26 protein-coding genes are annotated in these 25799 nt (G+C 53.0%); 15 read left to right on the top strand and 11 right to left on the bottom strand.

Annotated elements, in window-relative coordinates; genetic code table 11:
- The first annotated feature begins 8 nt into the window (after positions 1–8).
- The 5 genes from VN577_11560 (at position 9) to VN577_11540 (ending at position 6086) form a co-directional block, all read left to right on the top strand.
- On the top strand, positions 9–683 hold the full coding sequence (locus VN577_11560) for a hypothetical protein (GenBank protein HWR15457.1): 675 nt from the start codon (positions 9–11) through the stop codon (positions 681–683).
- A gap of 345 nt (positions 684–1028) precedes the next feature.
- On the top strand, positions 1029–2012 hold the full coding sequence (locus VN577_11555) for a VWA domain-containing protein (protein HWR15456.1): 984 nt from the start codon (positions 1029–1031) through the stop codon (positions 2010–2012).
- A gap of 280 nt (positions 2013–2292) precedes the next feature.
- Positions 2293–2655, top strand: coding sequence for a class D sortase (locus VN577_11550; protein ID HWR15455.1), 363 nt, complete (start codon positions 2293–2295; stop codon positions 2653–2655).
- A gap of 1825 nt (positions 2656–4480) precedes the next feature.
- Complete coding sequence (locus VN577_11545; GenBank protein ID HWR15454.1) at positions 4481–5839, top strand: ice-binding family protein; 1359 nt, start codon at positions 4481–4483, stop codon at positions 5837–5839.
- 82 nt (positions 5840–5921) lie between these two features.
- Positions 5922–6086, top strand: coding sequence for a hypothetical protein (locus VN577_11540; GenBank protein HWR15453.1), 165 nt, complete (start codon positions 5922–5924; stop codon positions 6084–6086).
- A gap of 882 nt (positions 6087–6968) precedes the next feature.
- Here the strand turns inward: VN577_11540 and VN577_11535 are convergent.
- From VN577_11535 to VN577_11500, 8 genes are all read right to left on the bottom strand, one after another.
- Positions 6969–7718: a hypothetical protein gene (locus tag VN577_11535; GenBank protein HWR15452.1), complete on the bottom strand. Its 750-nt coding sequence runs from the start codon at positions 7716–7718 to the stop codon at positions 6969–6971.
- A 202-nt stretch (positions 7719–7920) separates the two neighbouring features.
- The gene (locus VN577_11530) at positions 7921–8535 is read right to left on the bottom strand and encodes a zinc dependent phospholipase C family protein (GenBank protein ID HWR15451.1); all 615 of its coding nucleotides are present in this window, start codon (positions 8533–8535) and stop codon (positions 7921–7923) included.
- A gap of 299 nt (positions 8536–8834) precedes the next feature.
- Entirely contained in the window at positions 8835–9536 is a 702-nt protein-coding gene (locus VN577_11525) for a hypothetical protein (protein HWR15450.1), read from the bottom strand.
- Positions 9537–9577: 41 nt separating this feature from the next.
- Complete coding sequence (locus VN577_11520) at positions 9578–11119, bottom strand: OmpA family protein (protein ID HWR15449.1); 1542 nt, start codon at positions 11117–11119, stop codon at positions 9578–9580.
- Between the two features lie 85 nt (positions 11120–11204).
- Positions 11205–11396: a Thivi_2564 family membrane protein gene (locus VN577_11515; protein HWR15448.1), complete on the bottom strand. Its 192-nt coding sequence runs from the start codon at positions 11394–11396 to the stop codon at positions 11205–11207.
- A 498-nt stretch (positions 11397–11894) separates the two neighbouring features.
- Positions 11895–12173: a hypothetical protein gene (locus tag VN577_11510; protein HWR15447.1), complete on the bottom strand. Its 279-nt coding sequence runs from the start codon at positions 12171–12173 to the stop codon at positions 11895–11897.
- Positions 12174–12296: 123 nt separating this feature from the next.
- Positions 12297–12890, bottom strand: a complete 594-nt coding sequence (locus tag VN577_11505; GenBank protein HWR15446.1) for a hypothetical protein — start codon at positions 12888–12890, stop codon at positions 12297–12299.
- A 386-nt stretch (positions 12891–13276) separates the two neighbouring features.
- Complete coding sequence (locus VN577_11500) at positions 13277–13735, bottom strand: Crp/Fnr family transcriptional regulator (protein HWR15445.1); 459 nt, start codon at positions 13733–13735, stop codon at positions 13277–13279.
- Between the two features lie 29 nt (positions 13736–13764).
- On the opposite strand from VN577_11500, the gene VN577_11495 reads away from it, so the two are divergent.
- From VN577_11495 to VN577_11485, 3 genes are all read left to right on the top strand, one after another.
- On the top strand, positions 13765–14091 hold the full coding sequence (locus VN577_11495) for an ice-binding family protein (GenBank protein ID HWR15444.1): 327 nt from the start codon (positions 13765–13767) through the stop codon (positions 14089–14091).
- A gap of 1057 nt (positions 14092–15148) precedes the next feature.
- The gene (locus VN577_11490; GenBank protein ID HWR15443.1) at positions 15149–15442 is read left to right on the top strand and encodes a hypothetical protein; all 294 of its coding nucleotides are present in this window, start codon (positions 15149–15151) and stop codon (positions 15440–15442) included.
- Between the two features lie 77 nt (positions 15443–15519).
- Positions 15520–16287, top strand: a complete 768-nt coding sequence (locus VN577_11485) for a hypothetical protein (GenBank protein ID HWR15442.1) — start codon at positions 15520–15522, stop codon at positions 16285–16287.
- 266 nt (positions 16288–16553) lie between these two features.
- On the opposite strand, the gene VN577_11480 is transcribed toward VN577_11485, so the two are convergent.
- Positions 16554–17330 (bottom strand): Crp/Fnr family transcriptional regulator, encoded by a 777-nt coding sequence (locus VN577_11480; GenBank protein ID HWR15441.1) that lies wholly within the window; start codon positions 17328–17330, stop codon positions 16554–16556.
- A 199-nt stretch (positions 17331–17529) separates the two neighbouring features.
- On the opposite strand from VN577_11480, the gene VN577_11475 reads away from it, so the two are divergent.
- The 4 genes from VN577_11475 to VN577_11460 all read left to right on the top strand — a co-directional run bounded on the left by VN577_11475 (position 17530) and on the right by VN577_11460 (position 22443).
- Complete coding sequence (locus tag VN577_11475; GenBank protein HWR15440.1) at positions 17530–18228, top strand: lipid-binding SYLF domain-containing protein; 699 nt, start codon at positions 17530–17532, stop codon at positions 18226–18228.
- A gap of 401 nt (positions 18229–18629) precedes the next feature.
- The gene (locus tag VN577_11470; protein ID HWR15439.1) at positions 18630–18896 is read left to right on the top strand and encodes a hypothetical protein; all 267 of its coding nucleotides are present in this window, start codon (positions 18630–18632) and stop codon (positions 18894–18896) included.
- Between the two features lie 134 nt (positions 18897–19030).
- Complete coding sequence (locus VN577_11465; GenBank protein HWR15438.1) at positions 19031–21463, top strand: glycosyltransferase family 4 protein; 2433 nt, start codon at positions 19031–19033, stop codon at positions 21461–21463.
- Entirely contained in the window at positions 21460–22443 is a 984-nt protein-coding gene (locus VN577_11460) for a hypothetical protein (GenBank protein ID HWR15437.1), read from the top strand. Before VN577_11465 ends, VN577_11460 begins: the two co-directional genes overlap by 4 nt.
- 111 nt (positions 22444–22554) lie before the next feature.
- On the opposite strand, the gene VN577_11455 is transcribed toward VN577_11460, so the two are convergent.
- Both VN577_11455 and VN577_11450 read right to left on the bottom strand, forming a co-directional pair.
- A complete protein-coding gene (locus tag VN577_11455) occupies positions 22555–23172 on the bottom strand; it encodes a hemolysin III family protein (protein ID HWR15436.1) in 618 nt (205 codons plus the stop codon).
- A 108-nt stretch (positions 23173–23280) separates the two neighbouring features.
- Positions 23281–23472, bottom strand: coding sequence for a hypothetical protein (locus VN577_11450; protein HWR15435.1), 192 nt, complete (start codon positions 23470–23472; stop codon positions 23281–23283).
- Positions 23473–23891: 419 nt separating this feature from the next.
- Between VN577_11450 and VN577_11445 the strand changes: the two genes are divergently transcribed.
- The 3 genes from VN577_11445 to VN577_11435 all read left to right on the top strand — a co-directional run bounded on the left by VN577_11445 (position 23892) and on the right by VN577_11435 (position 25735).
- Positions 23892–24335 (top strand): hypothetical protein, encoded by a 444-nt coding sequence (locus tag VN577_11445; GenBank protein HWR15434.1) that lies wholly within the window; start codon positions 23892–23894, stop codon positions 24333–24335.
- 34 nt (positions 24336–24369) lie between these two features.
- Positions 24370–24720 (top strand): DUF6804 family protein, encoded by a 351-nt coding sequence (locus VN577_11440; protein HWR15433.1) that lies wholly within the window; start codon positions 24370–24372, stop codon positions 24718–24720.
- 322 nt (positions 24721–25042) lie between these two features.
- Positions 25043–25735, top strand: a complete 693-nt coding sequence (locus VN577_11435) for a hypothetical protein (GenBank protein ID HWR15432.1) — start codon at positions 25043–25045, stop codon at positions 25733–25735.
- Positions 25736–25799 lie beyond the last annotated feature (64 nt).

Genomic DNA, 25799 nt, shown 5'->3' with positions numbered 1-25799 from the left:
GTAACAAATTGAAAATCTTCACCAGATGTTTGCTCGTTACTTCCGTGTTCGCCATTTGCCTGTTCGTTTTGCCGAGCGCTTCGGCTGACGACTGGAACAAAAAGACTGTGGTCACATTCAGCGCGCCGTTCGAAGTTCCTGGTGTAGGCGCCCAGATTCTGCCAGCTGGTACTTACGTCTTCACGCTTGTGGATTCCCTCTCGGACCGCCACATCGTACGCATCACCAGCGAGGATGGAAGTCACGTTTACACCACCATCCTGGCGATCCCGAATTACCGCTTGCACTCAACCGACAAGACAGTTATGACGTTCAAGGAACGTGCAGAGGGACAACCGGAAGCGCTGCGCGCATGGTTCTATCCTGGTCACCAATGGGGCGAGGAATTTGTGTATCCGAAAGTGAAGGCAGTGGAGTTGGCTAAGGTCAGCAACGAAACAGTGCTTTACACACCGGTCGAGATCGCCAGTGTAGAAGATCTCAAAACGGCGCCTATTGAAGCCGTGCAACCGACAGGCGAAGCAGTTCCGCTAACTGCGGCCGTAGAAGCTCCGCCGGTGGAAGTAGCCAAAATGGAAGATCCCAAACCGATGCCTGCGACGGCGAGCTATTTGCCGCTCCTGGCATGCCTCGGGCTACTTTCGTTGGGCGCTGCTGGTGTAATCACCAAAGCTTCCGCCTAGTGCGCTAGCAAGTGTGATTCTGTGGCGTAAGGCGCAGAATTTCCTTGCTGGGGCTGTACGTGTCCAGGAAAACAAGCCGGCACGTACAGCCGCAAGATTTGGCAATTTCGGATCGTTAATCGAGAAGGATCGCTAAGAAGCAAATGAGGTCACCATGTTCATGATGAGTGAATACGCAGCTTGTGTGCTCCTGGTGATCGCGCTATCGGCGCTAGTGCTGATAGTTGGCGGAATTGTTTACCTACTGAAAGTCGCCGCCGAGATCGCCATGCGGGTCATCCGGACAAAAGTGAGTCTCACACAATCTGTTGAAAAAGAGCCTACCGCGGTTGCGGATAGTGTGTCATGAAAACCGCGATTCGGATCAGCGAGGTCTCGTCAGCTAAATCCATTTTCGTGATTATCTGCCTGTTGACGATGTCTACAGTAGCCTGGGGTCAGCGAGCTGATGTTTCCGCTGGGAATGACGGTCAGTACACGATCAGCGTAAGCGTTGACGAAGTCGTGCTGCATATGACTGTGAGAAATCATCGCGGCAATCCTGTGGCCGGATTAGGCGAAAACGATTTTAAGGTTCTCGAGGACCATGTCCCGCAGCCGATCAGGCATTTCAGTCATGAAGATGTCCCTGTGACAGTTGGGATGGTCATCGACAATAGCGGCAGCATGCGGCCCAAACGGGCAGAAGTAATTGCCGCTGCGCTGGCATTCGCCGGCTCCAGCAACTCGCTGGATCAGATGTTCCTGATCAACTTTAACGAGCACGTTTCTTTCGGGCTTCCCGGCGACATCCCCTTTACTGACCAACCTGATCAACTGCGAACTGCTATGGGCACGGTCAAAGCCAATGGCAAGACCGCACTGTACGATGCAGTGAGTGTCGCACTTGAGCACCTGAAGAAGGGTAATCGCGACAAGAAAGTCCTCATCGTCGTGAGCGATGGTGCTGACAATGCAAGTTCGAACACCATGGCGGGGATGCTGAATCTGGTAACTCAGTCCGACGCCATCATTTATGCGCTCGGAATCTACGAACCAGATGATCCTGATAATAAGAATCCCCATGTTCTCCGCGAACTCGCTAAAGCCAGCGGAGGCGAGGCGTTCTTCCCGGGAACCTTACGAGAAGTCGTGCCAATATGCGAACGTATTGCACATGAAATTCGAAATCAGTACACCCTTTCCTATATACCGACAAACACAAAACGGGACGGCAGATATCGCTCCATTGAGGTGCAAGTGTCTGGCGGATTATTGGTAACTACGCGCGCTGGGTACATTGCGCCGTTGGAGGCCACAGCCGGCACTGCACCGGAAACACGGAAATAAGATGCCCCTTGTATTAACTCGCCAAAGCCGATATATCCTACGACTAGCCCGCTGGTTCTTTCTTGCGCTCGGTCTAGCCCTGCTGGGAGTTGTGGGCTTTGCGTCGTTGGACGCGAAGCGTTTCCAAGAACGGGAAAACAGCCGTTTGAACCAGGCAATCAAACTCTCGGCCAGAGTATCCCCAGAAATACCACCGCAAGCACTAGCGGCCATGTCATTTGCAAGCGTCGATGCTCAACATGTTAACGTCGCCTCTGGATCGATAATTGGACGGATCGAGATGAGTCGAATTGGTATCGACGTGATCATCGCGGAAGGAACCGATGGAAAGACCCTCCGGCGTGGAGTTGGCCACGTAACGGGAACGGCCTTGCCAGGCGGGCTAGGGAACGTCGTGATCGCAGGCCATCGGGACACCTTTTTCAGAGCGTTGCGCAATGTCCGCCAGGACGATGAAGTTACGTTGACAACTCTCGCTGGAACCTATCGCTACCAGGTGGATTGGGCGAAGGTGGTAGGAGTGGAAGCTAATGACGTCCTGAGTGACTCCGACGAATCGATACTCACCTTGGTGACGTGCTATCCGTTCTACTTTGTAGGGCCGGCACCGAAGCGGTTCATCGTACGCGCACACAAGCTATAGACCAGTGCATGAACACCCCGCGCGCGGCACTATCGAACTAAACGCGGAATCATCGATCTGTGGCTCATGGTGAACGTCCCTTAGCGGCAGTAATCTACCCGATCCTGATCGTCTCTATGCACAGATTCAGCAAGAGAAGAAAACGCTCGACGTTATCTTCGCGAACTGCGAAAGGCCTGATCTTTCTTACCCTCGAAGACGAAACGGGACACGCCGCGTGTCGATCTTGTACAAAATATCCGGGCCGTATCAATGGGATCCATGTAGTACCCAACGCGCGGAAGCGCGGTTCCCCTCAACTTTCAACTACACCCGTGTGAACGAACTGAACAAAAAATGTTCGGCTAGGTGCACAGTTTTTTGAAAAGATCACGATTTCAACAATTCCGTTGCAAAACAGCGTCAGCAGACGCATTGATTTTCCCAAATGCATCACGTACCCCAAAGGGATCAATTGGCTAAAGGGGCATGGCGATACACGCTGGGCCTTCATCAGGCACGTCCTTCAGCGAGCCGTCGTTCTGGGAGAAGTAATTCGGGCGAATGATAGATGAAAAGGAGATTGAACTCATGCAAGGCGCTGGACCATCTCGACTCCTTTCGGCATGTGATTGTTGCAGCGATCGAGCACCACCATGAGCAACATTGACCAGACGGGACGCAGAACCTGCCTCTACTTTTGTTGGTCTTAAGCTTTGCTTGAGTAACCTAGCAGCCGCTCGCGGAGACTCACAACAGAAGTACAGTTTGTTTTACATATTCGCCCACCCTCTGACAGTAGAATCTGATGAACGGAAGCACGGTATACCGAATTCGCCGTGCAACATACCTTCCTTCACAGGCATCGTAAGTTCCCCCAAGATTGCTGAATAAGAACTACTACGCTTGAATACAGCGCTCGCAAAAAGCTTCGGAACTCAGATAGTGGTGCAGTTTGAATTTAGGCCCAAGTAGAAATCGGGTCCGGCCTATGGGACACTATGAGCATGGCACAACCAGAACTTAGAATTACATTTAAGGGCCGTCACGGAGAAGCACTTTCAGGAAGGTGTTCCGTTTGCAATGCGAGCATTGACAGGGACCAGCCACCAAATAAATTCGAGACGATTGAAGATGCATTCAAGCTACACGTGAAGCAGAAGCATAGCCGCGAGGACGTAGACCAAGCGGTTGCCCCGAATCGTTATACTGATCGCTGAGCCATGATGCCAGCGCCCCTTTTCTGTACGTGGTTGTGACGGTACTTTCCCAGTTGGTCAGCCGATCAAATTCTATTCCAAAGGCTAGACATGTGCAGCTATCCCTTCGTCGGCGTGCCCCCTTTCTGCGTGGTCTTCTTGAGCCACAAGCGAACGAAGCTATTGCCGGCCTGGAGCATGCTTCTTTTTCACCGCGCATTCAGGCGCTGGTGCGGCTGACGCCGCAGGCATACCCGCCCAGTCCTAAACGAAGAGCGCAAATACCGGCATCGTGGCGAGACAAAATTGAGTTAGATCAATTCGGATGTTTGTGAGGTCTTTTGTAGCTTATTGAGACAGAATAGTTGTTGGTTGCAGAGCCTAATGCTGAAAAATGCCGTTCGGCTATGGCTCGAACGCGATGATGGAACGAACATGAAGCGCTCGTAGTGGCCTAGGACGGCTGATCCGTCTTTTCGCAGGGAGCCGCGGCCATCCTGCCGGGGCTAAGCAGCAACAAAGAAAACTGCACGCAAGTTGCTGCCTCAGGTAAGGCCTGAGGCTTTGTGCCCACGCCGGCCCCAAAAGCGTGCTTTACAGGCGTAATTTCGGTCATGGGCGCCCCATTTGCGTGAAAGGGAATTCGTATGTCGATCCATCAGTTCTCTCAGGTTGCCACCAATCTTCTGCTAATAGCTTGTCTTATCGGCTGCAGCGATGTTTCCAAGCCATCGTCTGCTACGTCTCCACTAGCGTCCGAGCCTCCCACAGTATTAAAGGAGGTCCCACCAACTGATGCAATCGGCACCACGCGTGAAGTTGCGGTGCTCTTCAGCAAGCCCATGGATCCGGCAAGCATCCATACCGGCACCTTTATCGTTGCGGGTGCGACTGGCACAGTCACTTACGACACGACCAACCAGATTGCCGCCTTTAAGCCTATGCCTGCATTCGCTCCCAACACTACGCACAACGCGACCATTACTGTTGGGGCCAGGGACACAAGCGGAACTCCACTTGCCGCACCCTTCAATTTCTCTTTCACCACTCGCGCGACCGCAGACACTTCTCTACCGACCATTGCTGCTGTCAATGTCGCTGCGGGCGCCACCTGTGTGCCGCTGAATCAGCAAATCAAGATCACCTTTACTGAGCAAATGGATTCACTCACCATCAATTCCAACACGGTTTTCATCGAAGGTGTGCCGGGCAGCGTGACCTATGACGTAGGCAGTCACAATGCCACGATCACGCCTTCCGCCAACCTGGCCGCGAATACGACATTCACGATCATGGTGACAACCGGAGCCAAGGACTTGGGCGGAAACTCCATGGCTGCACCATTTCAGCTGACTTTTACAACTGGTCCCTGCTCCGGCGGTGGAGTGGCCCCAGTCGCGCTTTGTCCGTTCATAGGAGGCTTCACCGTTCTGGCCGGATCCACCGTCACCAATACCGGTCCAACCCTGATCTCTGAGGATGTTGGAGTTAGTCCGGGTACGGCTGTAACAGGATTTCCGCCTGGACTGGCAAGCGGTGCGATCCATAGTGCGGACGGCGCCGCAGCCCAGGCTCAGGCGGCATTGACTGCCGCGTATCTCGATGCTGCAGGGCGTGCAGGCGGCACTTCGGTAGCTGGAGATTTGGTAGGGCAGACGCTGACTGCGGGTGTTTATAAATCGACGTCGTCGCTGGCAGTATCCGGTGATGTCACTCTCGATGCTCAGGGCAATCCGGATGCAGTGTTTATCTTCCAGATTGCATCCACGCTCACCACCGGGAGCGGCAGCCATATTATCCTGGCCAACGGCGCCAATGCCTGTAATGTTTTCTGGCAAGTAGGCAGCTCGGCAACTCTGGGAACGAATTCAGTGTTCAAGGGAAACATCCTGGCACTGACGTCAATCACGATAACCACCGGCGTGAATCTGGAAGGCAGAGCGCTGGCTCGGAATGGTGCGGTCACGTTGGACAGTAATGTCATTACCGGCTGTACCTGCCCGTGAGGCATCCGAGGCGACGCCAAGCTGCCTGTGTGGAGAGGGTGCGGAATTTCTATCCAGGTTGAAGCGGTGGAAGATCGAGTAGATGATTCGGTCCACGCTTGCGACGTTGACAAAACACATCATCGGGCGCGTGCGGCGTCGCACCTCCGCCAAACAGCGTTCGATGATGTTGGTGGTGAGCAGCTTCCGCCGTAGGTGTTGGGTCACACTAATGGCCATCTACTTCAATCTTATTTCGGGGCAGTGATGATATCGCTCGGCTGCGCGCACGATTGCTTCTGCTCTTCCGCTTCCGATCAATTGATAACACCTTCTGCAGATCGTATAAATTATTTCCTTGATACGTTACTCGATTGGGAGTCGCACTAGCCGGCAGTGGCCTTCTCTGATTGCGCTGTGATAGGGAATCTTTCTACGAGGCCCGCAGAAAGGAGGTATGGCCGCACTTCCGCGTAACGTAAGAACTACCTTGTTTTACGGAACGAGCATCTGGAGACTCGTCCGGAATTTCATCAGGCTGGGCTATAACGGACATCGTATCCAGCCTCCGTAAGCAACAACGCAAGCGATTCTCGAACATGGGGTTCACCGTCTAACAAGCAGCACTTGGTATTTCGATGGGTTGGAAATAAACCCTCCTTACCCTTGGTTAAATTTCGCCTATCTCCTCAAGTCGAGAGTTACAGGTATGTTCAAAATTGCACAGGCTGCAAAGAATCTTCGCGTAGATGAGCTAGCTGTTATGCCTTCAACTTTGTGTGATGCAGCGCCCAAGATTTAGCCTCCAGCACTGTTCAATCCTGCTCAGACATCCGGTGGTTCTGATGCGAGATTGGTGTATACGTGCAGTTGCGAGTCGGAGTCAAAGGGTTGACCGGCAGAGTTAAGCATGGCCTCGGGACGCGATGTTCGTACACAGAAGGAGGCAAACGTGAGATTCAAGTTTAGGAAATATCTCTGGACTCAATTATTGATCGTTAGCTTGTGGCCCGTGTTGGCATCCACACAAACTTCGGGTCTCACGCACAACCTTGAGGCTTGCAATAATGACAGTGCAACATGTGATCGCTCCAAGTTGAGTCCTCTGCAATTAGCCGAAGTAGACCGCGCCAACCACAAGCGCAACGTTTCAAATTGCCGGAGCGGTTATCCGTCCTGTGATCCTTCGAAACTCACCACCGCCGAAGCCGTCGCGTTGGCGGTAGCTGAGCACCAGCGTAATGTTGCCGCCTGCCTGGATGGATTTGGGCCGTGTGATCACTCTATTCTGAGTCCACAAGAGGCCCGTGCAGTTGCGGTCGCGGAGCGCCGGCAAAACGTTTCCCGGTGTATCGAAGTCTCGACGCCTTGTGATCATGCAATGCTCAACGTGCAGGAAACCATTGAAGTGGCCGCTGCGGAGCGCGAACGCAATGTTTCCGATTGCACGAACGGTATAGGGACTTGCGATCATTCCGCGCTTACAGATCTTGAATCGCAGAAGGTAGCCGCTGCTGATCACGCACGGAATCTTTCGCACTGTATCGAAGCGTGGGGCGCTTGCGACCAGTCCAAACTGAGCCCCGGGGAAGTGCGGGCTGTAGAGGAAGCAGAGCGCCAGCGTAATGTCTCTGCTTGCAAAGAGGGTTCGGAATCTTGTGATTACTCCAAACTGACGGTGGCAGAGACAACCCAGCTGGAACTCGCGGAGCAGCAGCGCAATTGGAAAGCCTGCCGAAGCGGTTACGGTTACTGCGATCTTTCTCGACTCACACCAGAAGAAACTCGCGCCCTCACGCCAACTACCAAGTAACCACCAGCGAGTCTTTTCTAAATTGATTGAAGAGATCTGCCGCATTCCAGGCAGCACGTCTTCTTTCGTGAGGTGATCAGTCCGCAAAACGGGCACATCCGTTGCGATCTGAAATCTTTGTCATTTGACTCGAAGATCGCTAGTAGTTTCTTCAGTGAGTTGGTTATGAAGGTAAGCCGTCTACGAAGCTGATTCTTAAACTGGCGAACATTAGTTTTGATGAATGTACCTTGCATTATATCTTATCGAAGGCAGTCCGGCACAGTGACAAGAGACGTCATGTTCTTCGTTAGCCGCATCCGGCCCTACGGACTTCAACTGATCCAGCGACATCAGAACTCCCTGCCAGAGGACCGGGTCTTTCTTCGTCGCGCAGCTCTACCGGAGTCCGTTCGAACTTACGTTCTGACAATCGGAGCGAGTCAGTGCGCATCTGTTCGAGAAAGGCCCGGTATTGATCAACGGTTGTGTTGATGCTTTTGATATATAGATCTTCCGTTTGCGGGGTCGGATTGTTGAAGGCCAATCCTTTTAGCGGTCCGATTGGTTTGAGCACGCGTATCTTATCGACTCTTCTGCGATTCATGCCGACATCCTCGTGGGTAAGCACGTCTTTGAGTTCTACTCCATATACCACGGGAAAGACGCGCTCCAACAAAGATTTCGACACTTGGAACCCGATGAAATCATGATACTGCTGCGATGCGTAACGGTTCCGGGCGACCTGCACCGTGTCGAATCCAAACTCTGTTTTCAAATGTGCAGTCTTGTCCTGCGCGTACCGAACGGATTTACCAAACTTTGCTTGCAGCTTTGGATACTCGATCGCAACCGCCTGGTTAACAGCCGGGTGACCGGCAATATCCGATGCATAGTGCGACGCGAAAGATCCGTCACCGCACATGAGGAGAACAAGAAGAAGCGCCACCACGCGGAGAGTGTGGTGGCGCCAGCTTCTAGCTATATCGTCTTGCGATATATCTCGAAAGTTTACGAATCAAATCCGTCCCAGAACAAGGAGAATGACCACAATCACGAGGACCAGCCCCACTCCTCCGGTCGGGTAATATCCCCAGTTTCTGCTATGCGACCATCTGGGGAATACTCCCAGGAGCGCCAAGATTAAAATCATGATCAATATAGTTCCAAACATGATTCACTCCTTACTTTACTTTCAGTGCGGTTGGGACAGCACAAATGTCGCTAAAACGAGATATTGATCGCAATTCCTGTCGAGGGATATCTGCGGTCGTACAGGTAGTAGCCGTTGTCAACGTAATTGACATAAACGTCGTCGGTGTCATACCAGTCATTCGCCCAACTCTCGGGCCATGGGTCAACGAGACTGAACCAATAGCCGTTGTACTGGAATCGGGGATATCCGCCGACAACCTGGAAAGGAAGGCCATGGATGCGGAATCCGTGGCTCGGCCCGAAGTATCCGCGGAACCGATCATCGGGGATGCGATAGCCGTTGTAGCCGCCACGCTGTTGCCAGGTGCGGTGGTCCGATTGCCAGCTTTTTGCGCGATGCTGCTGCCACGCCGCCTGCCGGATGTGCTGCGGCTGCCTATGCTGCGGTTGTGCTTTCGACTGCTGCTGCGGTGCGTGCTGCTGATTTGGTGTGGGACGTGGTTGAGCATGCGCTTGTTTTTGATTCTGGTTTGGCTGAAGTTGAGCGTGTGCTTGCTTCTGATTTTGAGCTGGGTGATGCTCTTGCTGCGCTTGCGTTGCCGGTTTGGTTTTTTGAGTTGGTGACGGTTGCGGTTGAGCGTGCGGTTGTGCAGCTTGTTGATGCTCGCCTTGCTGACGTGCTTCGGAACGCTCCTGCCTGGCATAGGCAGGAGCGGCGACTCCGAGGAGCAGAGCCAGAATGGCTGTGCTGGTGGTTCCTATTGCTTTCATGGATAGTACCTTTCTCATTGCCGGCTGGGGTCCACGTGCGCTCAGCGCAAGCTTCCCGTTGTTGTATCAGCCGGGCTTCCGATAGCTTCACCGGATACCAGTAGTTCAACTCTTCGGTTCTGCTGCCGGCCGGTGGAGTTATCATTGGAGGTTACTGGCAGTGTTTCTCCGAAGCCTTTGGATGTGATCGAGTTCGTTGGAACTCCCTGTTGCACAAGGTAGTCACGCACCGAGGCAGCGCGGTTCTCGGAAAGCGTTTGATTCATTGCCTCACTGCCGACGTTATCCGTGTAGCCACCGACCACGATGTTGAGTCCTGGATACGCCAACAAAATGCCGGCGACCTTCGCCAGTTTTTCGCGCGTGCCAGATTTCAACGAATATTTTCCGGTGTCGAATAAAACATCGGACATGCTGACGATGAGCCCGCGCGCAGTGTCCCGAGTCTGGAGTATCGAGTTCAACTGCGTGGACAGCCTGGCCCGCATGGCCGCTTTGTCATCGTCCGATCGTTGTGCGGCTAAGCGAGATTGCTCAGCATCGGCCTGAGCCGCTGCCACTGCCGCGGCGGATGTTGCCTGGTTGGCGGCCAGGTCAGCCTGCGCCTTGGCGGTATCAGACTCCGCTCTTGCGGTATCAGCCTGCGCAAGTTGCTTCTGCCATGTTGCCTCATCCGCCTTGTCTTGGGATTTTGCTTGTGCATCCACTGAAGCCCGTCGTTCGTCCGCCAAGCGCACTTCGTCCATTTTCTTTACCGCGATGGCGCGGGCATCTTCCGCGGTCTGCACGGCTTCGCGAGAGACGGCGATCATCTGCTTCCGGGGTGCGTTCTTGTCCATCGCATAGCCATCGGCCTTTGCCATTAATTGCATCGCATGCTGATAGCTATCGCTGGCGTACAACTCGGCTCCCTCGGATTGCGCAATACGAACTGCATTACGCGCTTCGAAGAACTCCAGCGGCAACTTGCTGTTCAGGACCACCGGGTCGAAGTTATAGCCGGTGGGGATGTAGCCGCCGCGTTCCAAGAAGTCATGCTTGGTATTGAGCGCCTCGACCGTTCCCTTGGTGTCGGCACGAACCACGTTTTCAATGACCACAACGTTGCTGGGCTCCCGCACGGCGAAGTAAGGCTCCGCCGTAACGATCAGTGCGAACGCCTGCAAATCGGTGGTCACATCTACCTTGCTGCGATGGTTGTCACCGACCAAGATTTCGCCGAGGTTTACGGCGCGGCCTTCCGGCGAGATTGCCCACAGGATGTAAGTGAGATACTCATTGCCGAAAGTAGTAGGCTTTTCCAGATTGCCGAATTCCACTTCGATTTCGATGTAACCCTTCTTGCTTTCTATTTTGGCTTCACCTTTGGCCGCAGGCATTAGGTCCGTGCCCGCGAAATCCATCTTCGTTGCTCCGCTGCGATGTTGATAGTTGACCGCCTGTACGGTGCGGCTGACGACGTTCACTCGGAATACAGGCGTCGGGTTCATGGGCTCGACGGCCATGGTTGTCTGAGAATTGGTTTGAGCGAATGCGCCCAAACTCAGGACGATTCCAGCTGCTAGCAAGAACTTGCTTTTCAATGTGTCTCCTCGAGGCAGATGTCTGCCGTTCTACGTTGTTCTAAGTTCTTCGCGTTCGTGTATCAGGCCCCTTCGCCGTGGTCCATCAACTCCCAACGTGAATTCTGGAAAGGGAATGAAAGAGTCCAAAAATGTTGAGAATCCACAGAACCACTGCGATAACCACTACGCTATTCAGAATTGACTTGATGGATCCCTGCATGGGGATGAAGCGATTCACCAGCCACAACAGGACTCCCACTACAAGCAGTACTTCGAGAACTTGAATCAAAGGCATGATCTTTGCCTTCTTTCTTTTGGGACAACCCTCCGCTCGCCTGGAGGTATTGCCCTGAGTTTCCGGTTCGAGATAAGGCTGAATCGTGATCCGCCGCGAGGTCCCACGGCATCCATACGGATAAAGAATTCCAAATTGGCTGGATGTTGGCCGTTCGCGTTGACGGCGGCCCCGACCTAAGAAAGAGATCTATGAGTCGGCGGTCGCCGCTCTGTTCCACACACTCAGAAGTAAACAATGACACATGTAGATTTTTGTGTCTGAGCTAAATAGCTCAACTCTGCGCACATGCTGCCGGCGGCTCAGAAGGTTAAAGATCAATACTACCAGCGCCACTACCAGAAGAAGGTGAATGAGGGCGCCGCCAACATGGAGACTGAAACCAAGCAGCCACAGGAGCGCGAGAATCACAAAGATTGTCCAAAGCATATTTACTCTCTTTCCGCGTGGTGAGCACCCGAGACCCGCCGTTCGTGTAGTTCCATATCGAAACCTTCACTAACCGCGATGTCTCACAGACGCAAGACAAGAGCGATGTATCTTCTTCAACACTTCAAGAGAGACGACGAACAGGATGATGGTAGCTATGTTGGACGCCAGCATCACATTGGCTGGAATAGCCAGCATGATTATGGAGCCCATTACGCCCGCAAGCCCGAGAGAGACGGGAATCCAAATGAATCGGCCAGTCACATCCGAAGCAGCGAAAACTGCAATCGCTGTGCTCCAGGCGATGAGCAATAGAGTTACAGAATCACGGGCTGAAAACCAGGACATAGACAACATTGAGGGCCTCAATTCTAGAGCGTGTGTTCGTAGACTGGCATAGACAATGTGCCGCCAAGTTTCGGCATGAGCAGTATCCAATCTTAGGCACGACGGCGGCTAAACCTTCAGCTTTTAGCCTCCTGTGCTGTATCCCTGCTGGTAGCCCTTCTGGTAGGCCTCACGATATTGCTGTTCGTAAGTCTTCTTATCGCCGTAGCTGTCTTGATAGCCGCGATCAGGATGCTTGAATCCCAACCCATAATTGATGCCTCGACCTGCACGACGGTCGTTGTGACCGTCTGTGTTACCGTCACGATATCCGGCCTGGTAGCCCGGATTCTGGTTTTGTCCAGGCCCGCGCTGCTGTCCATCGTTTCGATGGATTCCAATATCCGCACGACTCCCGTAACTGCGGCGGTTATAGCTCTGTTGGTAAGCTTGCTGATAGCCCTGACGGTACTCCTGTTCGTAAGCCTTTTTGTCACCATAGCTTTTCTGATAACCCCGGTCTGGGTGCTTGTATCCGGGGCCGTATTTCAGAGGACGGCCAGCAGCGCGATCGTTGCGCCCGTCGATGGTTCCATCCCGAGATCCCATCTGGTAACCAGGATTGCGGTCCTGAGCCTGCTGCGACTGATGGGCGAAAGCGAGTGTCGGCGTACTTAGGAGAGTAACGGCAACTGCAACGGAGATCGTCCATATAGCTTGTCGTAAGTTGATTCTCATTTGTGACTCCTATTCTTCTACGGAGGAAAGACCTAAAGCCCGTTATTGGTACTTGGCCCAACACGACGACCAGCAAACGAACGACGCGTAGCAAGACGCTGTATCCGCGGCATCGCGTCAGGCGACAAATTCGCCTGCATCAATCTTTAGCAGCTACTTGAACACACGTCTGAGCAGAATTGCTCTTGAATACCAGGTGACGTAGTTCGAACGCTGGCTTCGTCGTCGACCACTAATATCTTGTGCGCGGGTTTGTTGGGCATGGGGAACCATCTTTTTATAGGGCAGTACCGGTCATCTGTTGTTAGAGACTACGCAATCTCAAAGATTTCTTTGTACTTATATGAAAGAGAGCTTCTCCAGAGATTTGACATGAGGGAATACCACTAGTCGTGCAGGATGACGTTGAGAAGCGAACTGTGTACATCCATTGAGTTGCTGTTGTAATCAATAAACCCCAGTTTGCGGAAACGGTTCATGAAGAAACTAACCCGCGACCGAGTAGTGCCAACCATTGCGGCCAAGGTCTCTTGGCTAATCTTGGGAATCATCGTTTCGGGTTTGCCAGGCTTACCAAAGTGAGCCAGCAGCAAGAGAATCCGGGCCAGGCGCTTCTCGCTGGAATTGAACAACTGGTCGACTAGGTCTTCCTGGATGCGCGCATTACGCGTGAGCAGAAATGCAACAAACAAGTCTGACAAAGCGTGCTGCTGGTGAAGTGCTTGCACCATCTCCGCTTTGTTGATCCTAAGAACCGTGCACGGAGTAATCGCTGTTGCCGTTGCCATGCGTGTGGGGTGAGCAGCAATGATGCAGTCTTCTCCGATGAACTCTCCCGGTCCCAAAGGGGCGCACTATTTCGGAACAGCTTGAGATGGGCCATGATTTCCACCTGGATTGGCGGGCGGTGCGGACGGCACCAGCCAAGGCTCAGGCGGCATTGACTGCCGCGTATCTCGATGCTGCAGGACGCACCAGGGGCACTTCAGTAGCTGGAGATTTGGTAGGGCTGACGTCGTCGCTGGCAGTATCCGGTGGAGTTACTCTCGATGCTCAGGGCAATCCGGAGGCAGTGTTTATCTTCCAGATCTTGTCCACGCTCCATAACCGGGAGCGGCAGCCATGTTGTCCTGGCAACGGCACCAATGCCTGTAGTGTTTTCTGGCAAGTCGGCAACTCTGGGAACGAACTCAGTGTTTAGGGGAAACATCCTGGCGCTGACGTCAATCACGATGAGCATCTACACACAGGCTGAAGGAGAGGGATTGTGTATCACGCCATCGTCAAACGGATTGCGAAGAGGAACTTCGGGCGGTTAACCAGGATGGCGTGCCCAACGTGTGCCACCGCTTCAGTGGTCGGCATGCTCTTGGGTGAGAACGTCACGACCGCGAGGCACTCGGACGTTGGTTTGCTCGCCTGGAAAGGCTCGAGCCCGATATGAAGTTGACGGTGCGGGATGTGTGGGTGAAAGGTCTGCCGCACAACACGACCGTGATTGTTCGTTGGACAACACCGACGCGCTGCCCAATGGATCGCGTTATGAAAACCACGGCGTACACATTGTAAAGATGCGGTGGGGGCAAGATCGTAGAGATCGATGTAAATGAGGACTCACAGGCAGTCACCGAGGCGCTTCAGATGCGGACAGTAATACGGTCAGGCGGAGGCAAGCGCCCGCCAATCGTCAGTTGAGCGATTTACTAGCTTCGACCTTTTCTCATGGAACCTTCATGCTGCGTTGTGCGCGCTGTGTCACCGTCTGTGACGTGTAGGTCGCACCCCGGGACTAGGGCGGCACCAGAAAAACCGCTACTGGTGCGGTATCGACTGGTTCGGTCCAAGGAACACCTGCATTTCAACTAACTCTGTCAAGAACAATAGTCAACTGGTTTCGTCGGGTTGCAGCACAGGGAGCGGTGATCTTTTCGCAAGAAGCTCCTTCAGACCAACGATAATCGCTATCGGAAGTCGTAGTGTCCTTTCCGCAGAGGAGGAACAGTGTATTTCATGCCATCTGCTGTCGTTTGCTGTCGTTCTAAGTTGTTGCATTTACATTGTATGCGGATTAGGCCTTTGCATGACTTTGGCTATGGGCCAGCGTGACCGGCTGTTGGTGTATTCCCACGTCTAGCGGTCAATATTGATCAGCATCTGAGCGCTGAAGATTGGATGCTGCTCATGCCGAAACTTGGCGGCACGTTGTCTATGCCAGTCTACGAACACACGCTCTAGAATTGAGGCCTCCAATGTTGTCTATGTCCTGGTTCTCAGCTCGTGATTCTGTAACTTTACTGCTCCTCGCCTGGAGCGCAGCGATTGCCGTTTTCGCTGCTTCGGATGTGGCTGGCCGATTCATTTGGATTCCCGTCTCCCTCGGGCTTGCGGGCGTAATGGGCTCCATAATCATGCTGGCTATTCCAGCCAATGTGATGCTGGCGGCCAACGTAGCTACCATCATCCTGTTCGTCGTCTCGCTTGAAGTGTTGAAGAAGATGCATCGCTCTTGTCTTGCGTCTGTAAGACATCGCGGTAGTGAAGGTTCGATATGAAACTACACGACGCTACTCGTGGAGTAACAAAGCCGATTGCAACCGAGCCTCGCTTTCGCCCTGAGTTTGCCATTCTCTTGCTGCTGATCCAGTTGGCACTATTCCAGTCCGCAAACGCGCAGCCACTGGATGAGTCGCCTGCTGTCGATCCTGTTCCCCTCACCGCAGAGCAGGTAGTGCGTAATCTCACTGAGATGAACCTACATCGCGCCCAGTCGCTGCACGGGTTTCAGGGAACCCGAGTGTACCGGGCTGTCTACCGGGGATTTGGTGGCCCACGTAGCGCGGAGATGTCGGTAAACGTGAAATACCTGTCACCCGGCACGAAGGAATTCACGATTTTATCTGCGACAGGTTCCAAACTTATCGTTGACCGAGTATTCAAGAAGTTGCTAGAAGCAGAGAAAGAAGCGCTGGCCCCCCGCATACAGCAGCGCTCTGCGTTAACTGAAGATAACTATCGCTTCACGCTGATCGATTGCGAAATTGACGGCGCTGGAGCAAGTTACGTGTTTGAAGTGGAGCCTCGGTCCAGAGACAAATTTCTTTATCGTGGCCGGATCTGGGTAGACGCAAAAGATTTTGCCGTCATCCGATTAGAAGGCGAGCCAGCCAGGAACCCTTCCTTCTGGACAAAGAAGGCAGAAATTGTGCAGGCATACATGAAAGTGAACGATTTCTGGCTGCCTGCACACAACCGCAGCGTCACTGCAATTCGACTGGGTGGCCATGCCGAATTAACCATCGAGTATACGGATTACCAAATCACAGGCGCCGGCATGGGGAGCGGTTTGCCTGTGCCCGAAACAGTGCCTAACGTTAATACCACCCGGATGCGGAAATAGCGCCGGTTCAACAGTGCAATTGAGAGGGGAGACATAAGCTCATGGCAGATACAGGTGAAAATCGGCAAATCATCGGACGCGCAAACGCGAGAGAAGCGGAGACGATTCGGGTATCAAGAAAGATGGTTTCCGAAGAACGGTCAGCAGAACAAGCAAACGATACCGCGTTCGGCAAGCTGCAGGGGTTTCGAGAGCCCACGAAAGGAAGCAAAGGACGCAGTTCGCATCCCAAACTCCCAAATAGCAGGTAGGCCGACGATGACTATCTAGTCGTGAAGCACGACGCTAACCAGCGAGCTGTGTATGTGCATGCCACCGCCGTTGTAGTCAATGAATCCCAAGTCTCGAAATCGATTGAGAAAGAAACTGACGCGCGAGCGAGTGGTGCCGACCATTTCCGCGAGAGTTTCCTGGCTCATCTTTGCGATCAATGGTATGGGCTTCGATTCCTGGCCAAAATTGGCCATCAGCAGAAGCAAGCGAGCAAGACGCTTCTCGCTGGAGTTAAAGAGGTGGTCCACCAAGTCAGCTTCCATGCGAATGTTGCGGGAGAGGATGTAGGCGAGAAACTGCTCCGCGAATTTTGGTTCTTTATGAAGCGTATCTAGCATCACTGGCTTGTTTACCCGGACAACGGTGCTTTTCTGGACGGCACTGGCGGTGGACATGCGCAGCGGCTGGCCGGCCAGGGAGCCCTCACCAAAGAAGCTACCTTCCGGCAGGATGGCGACAACAGCTTCCTTGCCACGTTTGGATACAACCGTGAGCTTTATTTTGCCGCTCTGAATGTAGAACACTGCATCCGCGGGATCCCCTTGCGAAAAAACGGATTCACCGTTCTGGAACGCTTGGCTGGTCTTCCCGTTCTTGAGCTTGGCCAGAAAGAGGTGGGGATTGAAAACCGCAGTGCGTTCAGGCGACCCGTCGAACTCAGAACCCAATGTGACCACGTCGCTGCCGATCGGGTGCAATGGCTCCTCGCTATAAACCGGTGGTTTGTGGCGTATCTTTTCCTTGATGACGGGGCGCTTGCTGGTGGCCATAAGTATCTCCCCTCGGAGACTTTGTATACGGGGCCTCGCCGAGTAGTAAATAATTATAGGCTCATTTCAGGAGGTGGCATGAGCAGTATTGCTCAGACCACCTGCCCCGTAACCCGCTAACGTGATCCTCACCTCGTGCTCTATGGACGCGCAGGAAACAAGAGGCGCTCTGCCGAGGTAGAAGATAAAGGTGAGAAGAGTGAAGAAATTGGTATTGCTGGTTATATTGCTCAGTCTGGCCAATTTGGGCTGGGCGGAGTCGGACCGCGAATCGTCAACCGATCGGCTGGACAATGCCGGCAAAGTGCTGCGCGAGATCATGGCTGCACCCGACAATGGCATTCCGGAAGAAGTGCTGGAACATGCGAGATGCATCGCCGTAGTGCCGCACATGATCAAGGGCGGCTTCGTGTTTGGCGGGCAGAATGGCCGCGGTGTGGCCACTTGCCGAACCACCAGAGGATGGAGTGCGCCGGCATTCTTTTCGATCACCGGCGGTAGCTGGGGATTGCAGATTGGTCTTGAAGGCGTGGACCTCGTCATGATCATCCAGAATGAAAAGGGCATGCAGCAGTTGCTGGCGAGCAAGTTCCAACTGGGAGCGGACGCCTCGGCTGCCGCTGGACCGGTGGGACGCCATGCTTCCGCCGAGACCAATTGGAAGCTGGAGACGGAAATCCTGACTTACTCTCGCGCTAAAGGCGCTTTTGCCGGACTCACGTTGAACGGCGCTTCCATTCGTCGCGACGACGATTCCATGAAGGCCATCTATGGTCGTCATGTCACCACGCGTGCCGCATTGTTGGGCAAAGTAGCGGCGCCAGCCGCCGCGGAATCATTCCTCAGCGCGGTGAAAGGCGCCAAGGCGCAGGCCATAGCGGAAGCAAACAAGAACTAGTTGGCTACTTGGATTGCGCATGCGCACCCGAGACGAACGGCGGGTCTCGGGTGCTCACCACGCGGAAAGAGAGTAAATATGCTTTGGACGATCTTTGTGATTCTTCCGACCCTGTGGCTGCTTGGTTTCGGTTTCCATGTTTGGCAGCGGCCTCATTCACATTCTTCTGGTAGTGGCGCTGGTAGTGTTGATCTTCAACCTTGTGAGAGGACAAAGGAGCGCGGTGTAAGCGCGACACTCGTACGAATGACCTGCAAAGACCTGCAAAGAAAGATCGCTTCGGCGATGCACTGATGACGCACCTATATACATAAGCAGGTATTTATTTGACCGCAGCCCCACAAAGCGCCTTGGGTACTGCGGACCCGCATTGTGAGGTGGCAAGTGAACTGGACAACACAATGACAACGAAAGAGACGGACTTTCGCGGGCGCATAGGGCTTACATATACGCTGCCGCGTAACGTGATGACTGCCATATTTGCGTGTCCATCTTGCAACTGGCCAATCGTCAATTCGATGTTCACCGAGCGCGAGAATCGGGACGAGCTTCATGATTCTGTGTTTGAGCTGACCTGCGGGCAATGCAAATGGAATGGTGCAACACTCGGGCGCGACATCGTGGATTGCATGATTGACGATTGGACCGCTTACAAAGTCCGTAACTAATAGGTAAGAAGCTAGTCAATTACTTGTTCGCGAGCACGCCGCATATGGACTGCTGAGCTTGATGGCCAATCGCAGTCAAGACGCATGAAGTGCGTGAGAACCTCACACCCCTTACTCAAACAAAGGAAATGTGAATGTCGTTGCCAGAGAGTACATCGTTAAAAAGATCATCAGTTCGACTCAAGGTTCGTACACCGGCATTCAAAGAAAAGCTTGCGGCATCGTTATGGTTGAGATCCGGCGCTTCGCATCCAAGCCGAATTGCGGTGGTCGGGAACTACCTTCCGCGACAGTGTGGAATCGCAACTTTCACTACAGACTTGTGCGACGCCATCAGCGCAGAGTTTACAACCGCTCAACTATTGGCTGTTCCGGTCAACGACCCTGGATCGAGCTATAGCTATCCCGCCCGCGTTCGCTTCGAGTTAATAGAGATGGACCCTGCATCCTATGAAGATGCCGCTGACTTTCTTAACTTCAGCAATGTTGATCTAGTTTGCCTCCAGCATGAGTACGGCATTTTCGGAGGAACGGCTGGCAGCCACATCTTGCGGTTATTACGCCGCCTTAAGATGCCAGTGGTGACAACTCTGCACACGGTTCTCCGCCAACCGGACGGCAACCAACTTAGTGTCATGAATGAAATTGCTGCTTTGTCGGATCGGCTCATCGTCATGAGCGAACATTCCTCGCGCTTCTTGCAAGATGTTTTCGGTGTTGCGGAGGAAAAGATTGACCTTATTCCTCACGGTGTTCCCGACCTCTCTTTTGGAGATCCCAACTATTACAAGGACGCCTCTGGAACAGAAGGCAAGGCCGTATTGCTCACATTCGGGCTTCTATCTCCGAATAAAGGGATTCAGAATGTAATTGAAGCTCTACCGCGCATCGTAGCCAAACATCCGGAAGCTATCTATGTCATTGCTGGCGCCACACACCCCCACGTCAGGCGTCGCGAGGGGGACCAATACCGCCTCCAACTGCAGGCGCTAGCGAGGAAGCTTGGGGTGGAACGCAATGTGATGTTCCACAATCGGTTTGTCAGCCCGGAAGAAATGGCCCAGTTCGTTGGATCGGCCGACATTTACATCACGCCTTATCTCCACGAAGAGCAAGCCGTGTCGGGGACCTTGGCGTATGCGTTAGGCGCGGGTAAAGCGATTATTTCTACTCCGTATTGGCACGCAGCTGAACTGCTGGACGACAACCGCGGAGTTCTTGTTCCGTTCAAGGATTCGAGTGCGATTGCAGATGCGGCAATCGATCTTCTGGACAATGAAGCAATTCGCCATGCTATGCGCAAACGTGCTTATTTTTATGCGCGCGGCACGGTGTGGAGCAAAGTGGCGCAGTCCTACATGAGTACATTTGTCCGCGCTCGTTCTGACCGCATGCAAACTCCACGTATCGCATTTTCGGATTTGAATGCCGAACGAACGCTGGACAGACTGCCTTCGATAAAACTGGATCACCTGCATCAGATGACCGATCATACCGGACTCTTGCAGCATGCTGTCTTTTCGGTTCCTAACTATCGGGAAGGTTACGCCACCGACGACAATGCTCGCGCCTTGATTGTGGCCATTTTAATGGAACAGCTCGGCATGACAGCACCATCCGAGTCGGCCAGGTTGGCATCATGCTACCTGGCATTTCTATGGCACGCATTCAATCCGGCAACAGGCCGGTTTCGAAATTTTCTCAGTTACGAACGCCAGTGGCACGAAGCCGAGGGGTCGGAGGATAGTCATGGGCGCGCGTTGTGGGGATTGGGAACTGTCCTGGGACGTTCCAAGTCGCCAGGGTTAAGAGGAACCGCAGGCCGGCTCTTTGAATCTGCCATTCCTGCCATCCACAAATTCAGCAGTCCCCGTGCATGGGCTTTTGCTGTACTGGGATTGCAAGAATACCTCGACTGCTTTCCAGGAGACAGAGCTGCGCTTCAGACAAGAGATGGTATGGCAAATCGACTTCTTGATATTTATCGTGCCAGTCGCTCACCTGGCTGGGACTGGTTTGAAGACGTCCTTGCTTACTCGAACGCCCGATTACCGCAGGCTCTCCTCGCGTGCGCTTCTCACAATGGAGATAAAGCCATGCTCACGGCTGGATTGGAGTCGTTGGAATGGTTTGTTTCTATGCAGCGTTGCGAAACAAAAGGACACTTTGTTCCCATCGGATCACAGGGCTTCTACCGCAAGGGCGGCGAAAAAGCTCGCTTTGATCAACAGCCCATCGAGGCAGGCGCTGTTGTGTCCGCATGTCTGCAGGCATTTCGTGCGACTGGAGACGACCGTTGGCTAAAAGAAGCATGGTCAGCATTCAACTGGTTCCTCGGCGACAATGATTTACAGATCGTTCTCTACGATTCCAGCACGGGCGGGTGCCGGGATGGCTTGCACCCCGACCGCGCCAACGAAAACCAGGGAGCCGAGTCTACCCTGTCATTCCTGATGGCGCTGTTGGACATGCGTCTATTGGAGGATACAGATATACCTGTCACCAAACACAAAGTAGCAGCCAGAGGTGGCTTTGATGTATCCCGCATTTCATCGGAGATCCAATGAACGCAAGTAACAATCACGAGGAACCGCTTCTTCATCGTCATCCCACGAACCCAATCCTGACAGGCAAGGACTGGCCATATCCGATTAATAGTGTCTTCAATGCGGGCGCGACACTGCTCGCGGACAGAACAACTTTATTGCTTTGCCGCGTAGAAGACCGCCGTGGCCTCTCGCACCTTTGTGCCGCCCGCTCTTTAAATGGTGTGGACGGATGGGAAATTGATTCAGCGCCTACGCTTATGCCGAACCCCGATCAATATCCAGAGGAGTTATGGGGTATTGAGGATCCTCGAATAACTTACGTGGCGGAACTGGACCAATATGCTGTCGTGTATACCTCTTATTCCCGAGGTGGTCCCGGCGTTTCCTTGGCGCTTACCAAGGACTTCAAGACTTTTGAAAGATACGGCGTAATTATGTCGCCCGATGACAAAGATGCTGCACTGCTCCCACATAAGATCGGGGGCTTCTGGGCTCTTATTCATCGACCCATGACGGCGCTCGGAGCCCACATCTGGATCTCATATTCCCCGGACCTGCGCCACTGGGGAAGCCATAAGGTGATGTTGGAAGCCCGCCGAGGCGCATGGTGGGATGCCAACAAGATTGGCATGTCACCACCGCCGATCAAAACGCCCAGAGGTTGGCTTGTGATTTACCACGGAGTTCGGCAGACACCTTCGGGCTGTTTGTATCGGCTGGGTTTGGCGTTGTTCGATATTGAGCAACCGGACAAATGTTTGCGCCGAGGTGATTCCTGGATCTTCGGCCCTGAAGCCGAGTACGAGCGCCAGGGTGATGTCCATGACGTTGTATTTCCCTGTGGATACACGATGAATCCCGATGGCGACACAGTGAATATCTACTACGGAGCTGCTGATTCCTCGATCGCCTTGGCTCGAACCAGCGTGCGCTCTCTTCTTGACTGGCTTGACACTCACGGAAGTTGCGAACGCCGGCAGCGGGCGCAAGATCAATGAAGGTTGCATGGATTTTTCAGGTTGTCTACGGATGCTATCACCGTCATCTAGCTATGTGTTCACCGAGAAAGCAACATGAACCACTCCTGAGAGGATGATGCATCCATTGTTTCATCGAACTCTACTCGTTAGGACAACCGAGTACATCACCGCCATGTAATGGCATGTGCTTGCAGCCATCACAAACAGGTGCCATACGACGTGGCCAAAAGAAATTCGTCGCAATGCAAAGAACATTACGCCCACCGTGTACAGGACTCCTCCGGAAAGCAGCCATGCCAGACCTGTGAAAGAAACATGGGTGATCAGGGGCTTGATAGCAATAACCACCAGCCAACCCATCGCAATATATGTGGATGTAGACAGAACTTCGTACCTCTCAGTAAAACGGAGTTTCAGTACGATGCCCAGTGTGGCACAGCCCCAGATAACTCCAAAGAGCGACCATCCCCATCCACCGCGAAGATTGACTAGCAAAAAAGGGGTGTAAGTTCCAGCAATCAGGAGATAAATCGCCACGTGGTCGAGAATACGAAGCACTCGTTTTCGACCAGGTAAAGAAGCACTGTGATAGAGCATCGAAGCCAGGTATAGGCTAACGAGGGTACTACCATAGATTGCACAGCTCACTATGCACAGAGCTGTTCCTCGTTTCACAGCCAACACAAGGAGAACGATGAACGCAATAATGCTCAGAATAAGGCCGATTCCGTGAGAAACGGCGTTCATTAATTCTTCCCAAGATAACCGATAGCTTTGGCCCATAATCCCTGTCTGCTTCGTTACAGCGTTCCAGATAGTTGATCCCAACGGGATTTTCATGACCCGGCGGGCAAGTCACACTTCTACAAAATTCGCCACGCTCGCGAGTTCTGTTGTCTCGACACAAGTGTCCTTCGCGTGCATCGCGAGCGGCTTGTAAGGAGTAGTCCGACCCTTGCCGCCAGCAATGTAGTATTTCTGCCAGATTCGTTCGGCGATTTCAGGGAACCGGAAAATGATCGAGCGCCGGCCGAATGTGCGAGCCAAAGTCTCCATCTAGCAGAAGCCGCGCGAGGATTACATCCAGGCCTACACCGGACACAACCCCAAACTGACCCAAAGAAGAAACGGCACGGGCAAGTCGCCAGTTGGAGACGCCTGCGCCCATACCACCTTGAATAATGACGGGCCGACCAACCATGCTCGAATTATTTCAGAGCTGCGCAATTGACTCCGTCATAGTTATGTAATCTCGGCGACAGGCATTCGTGTCATTGGATATCGGAAAGCACGGACCCTATATCACGATCTTCGACCGCGCCATCTATATAGACTGGTTTGACAACTCCCCCCGATAAGCCTAATCTAAAAAATGAGCGAGTGTCCTCTCCTCTTTCAGATCCTCTGAACTAAGTCAGCCCATCTGAAGTTCCTTCCTCTTAGCCGCCTGATTCGGGAGGTTCACCATGCTCAGTCCGAACACCATAGTTGTCGCCCCCGGAACGGTACTGATCCATGCAAGTGTGATGTTACTGGCGTCTTTGAAGATTGAAACCTCCCTGTATTCAAAAAGCTGGCGCCTGATTACTACCGACCAGGAAACTTTGAGCGGCAGTATCGCGGCTGCTGGTTGGAACTTCTTCTTCACTGTGCTCAAACTTGAAGGGTTGGCGTTCGGGACCTTGGCGCCGAAGACTCTGGATAGGGCACTACGTCGCATTCTGCGGCAAGTACAAGACATGCACTTTAATGCCGTCGAGATCGTTAAGGTCGAAACCCATAAAGCATTGGGCCTGGTTCCTTATATCGGCATCTCGGCTCACGCCCGGCATATTCAACGAAGTGAGCAATTGGAAAACGACGAGCAACGAAAGACCGCACAAGCCCAGTCCGCCTGGGCAATTGGGTAGAGACTCGCAAACTTCGACTTCAAAAGGAGTTGTCATGGGAACATTGATTCTGAAGTACGCAGCGATTATGTCGCTGTTGACTACCGCTGCATTAAAGCCGACGCTAAACCTCCAGACACTGCTTGCTTTCATCATTTGCGCTAGTGGCGTGGCCGTAGGGGCACAGGCAATGCGTGCGAAGAAATATATCTGGAGTGCAGTGTTCTTCACCATCGCCGTGTTCTTCAATCCTGTCTTCACCATTCAGCCTTCCGGAGCACAGTACATCGGAGTGAGTGTGGCTTGCACCATTGCATTTGTCCTGTCCCTATTTTTGCTGAGAAATATTCCAATAAGAACAATCGCATCTATTACTAACCAAAACCCGGGGAGCGACTCGTTATAAAGCTGCCTCGCTGGCTGGTCGAAATCTTTGTGCTCAGATGAGCTTTTTTGACCAGCTCAGCGATTGTCTAGCGTCTAAGTTTGACTTGTGTGTTGGTATTTTTATCATTCCAAGAGTCCAGCTATGGAACAAACCTCGTTTGCTTTTCAATAGATTTGCTCAAGAGGGTTAGTACGCAAGCGACCCAAACAGTCGGATCTTCTCGCAGAACGACAACAGTGATCGGCGGAGTCATCTGAAACATAAGATTGCTGTGTCGATGGAAGAACTGCGTTCAAATTTCGGTTTTCTGGACGCAAAACGAGCTCCTGAGGAAATGAGAATGACTAAGCCCTTTATGTGGACATTGATAGCCGTGGGATCGCTGCTTTTTGCATCATCGATGCGAGCACAAGACTTGTCGATTTACCGAGGCTTTCGATTCGGATCGGACCTCCCGTCGGTCGCGACGCAGACGCAATTGAACCTATCGGACGCGAAGACCATTCACAGCCGGCCAGCCTTAATCCAAGAGCTTGAGTGGCACCCCGGACGCACTCTTGGCTCCTCGTCGGTTCAACCGGATTCGGTGAAGGAACTTCTTTTCAGCTTCTATAACGGCGAGCTTTTCCAGATAGTCGTACATTATGATCGCCACCAAACGGAGGGGCTGACGGACGCCGATGTAATTGAGGCTATATCGGTGACGTATGGACTTGCGGCAAAACCTGCTGGCAAAGCCATCACCTTTTCTACCTCTCAGGTTTATAACGACAGCGAGAAGGTCATCGCCTGCTGGGAGGACGAGCAGTACTCGTTCAATCTTTATCGGTCCTCGTACGAACCGACGTTTGGAATGATCGCGTTTTCGAAGAAGTTGGATATTCTGGCTCGGGCTGCCGTCGCGACAGCGATTCGACTCGACGAACAGGAAGCCCCACAACGTGAACTCGCACGTCAGAATGCTGAAGCCAAGGAGAGCCGCCTTGCGGGAGAAAAGGCCAGGTCGTTAAACAAGCCCGCCTTCCGCCCATAAACCCGGAGGACGCATCAATGGACATTCTGGATACTCAGAGCGATCACAGTAGGCAACCCGTAAT

The sequence above is a fragment of the Terriglobales bacterium genome (genome assembly GCA_035561515.1).
In the GTDB taxonomy this organism is placed as follows: Bacteria; Acidobacteriota; Terriglobia; order Terriglobales; family Acidobacteriaceae; genus DATMXP01.
This window is presented reverse-complemented; position numbering and strand designations above follow the sequence as displayed.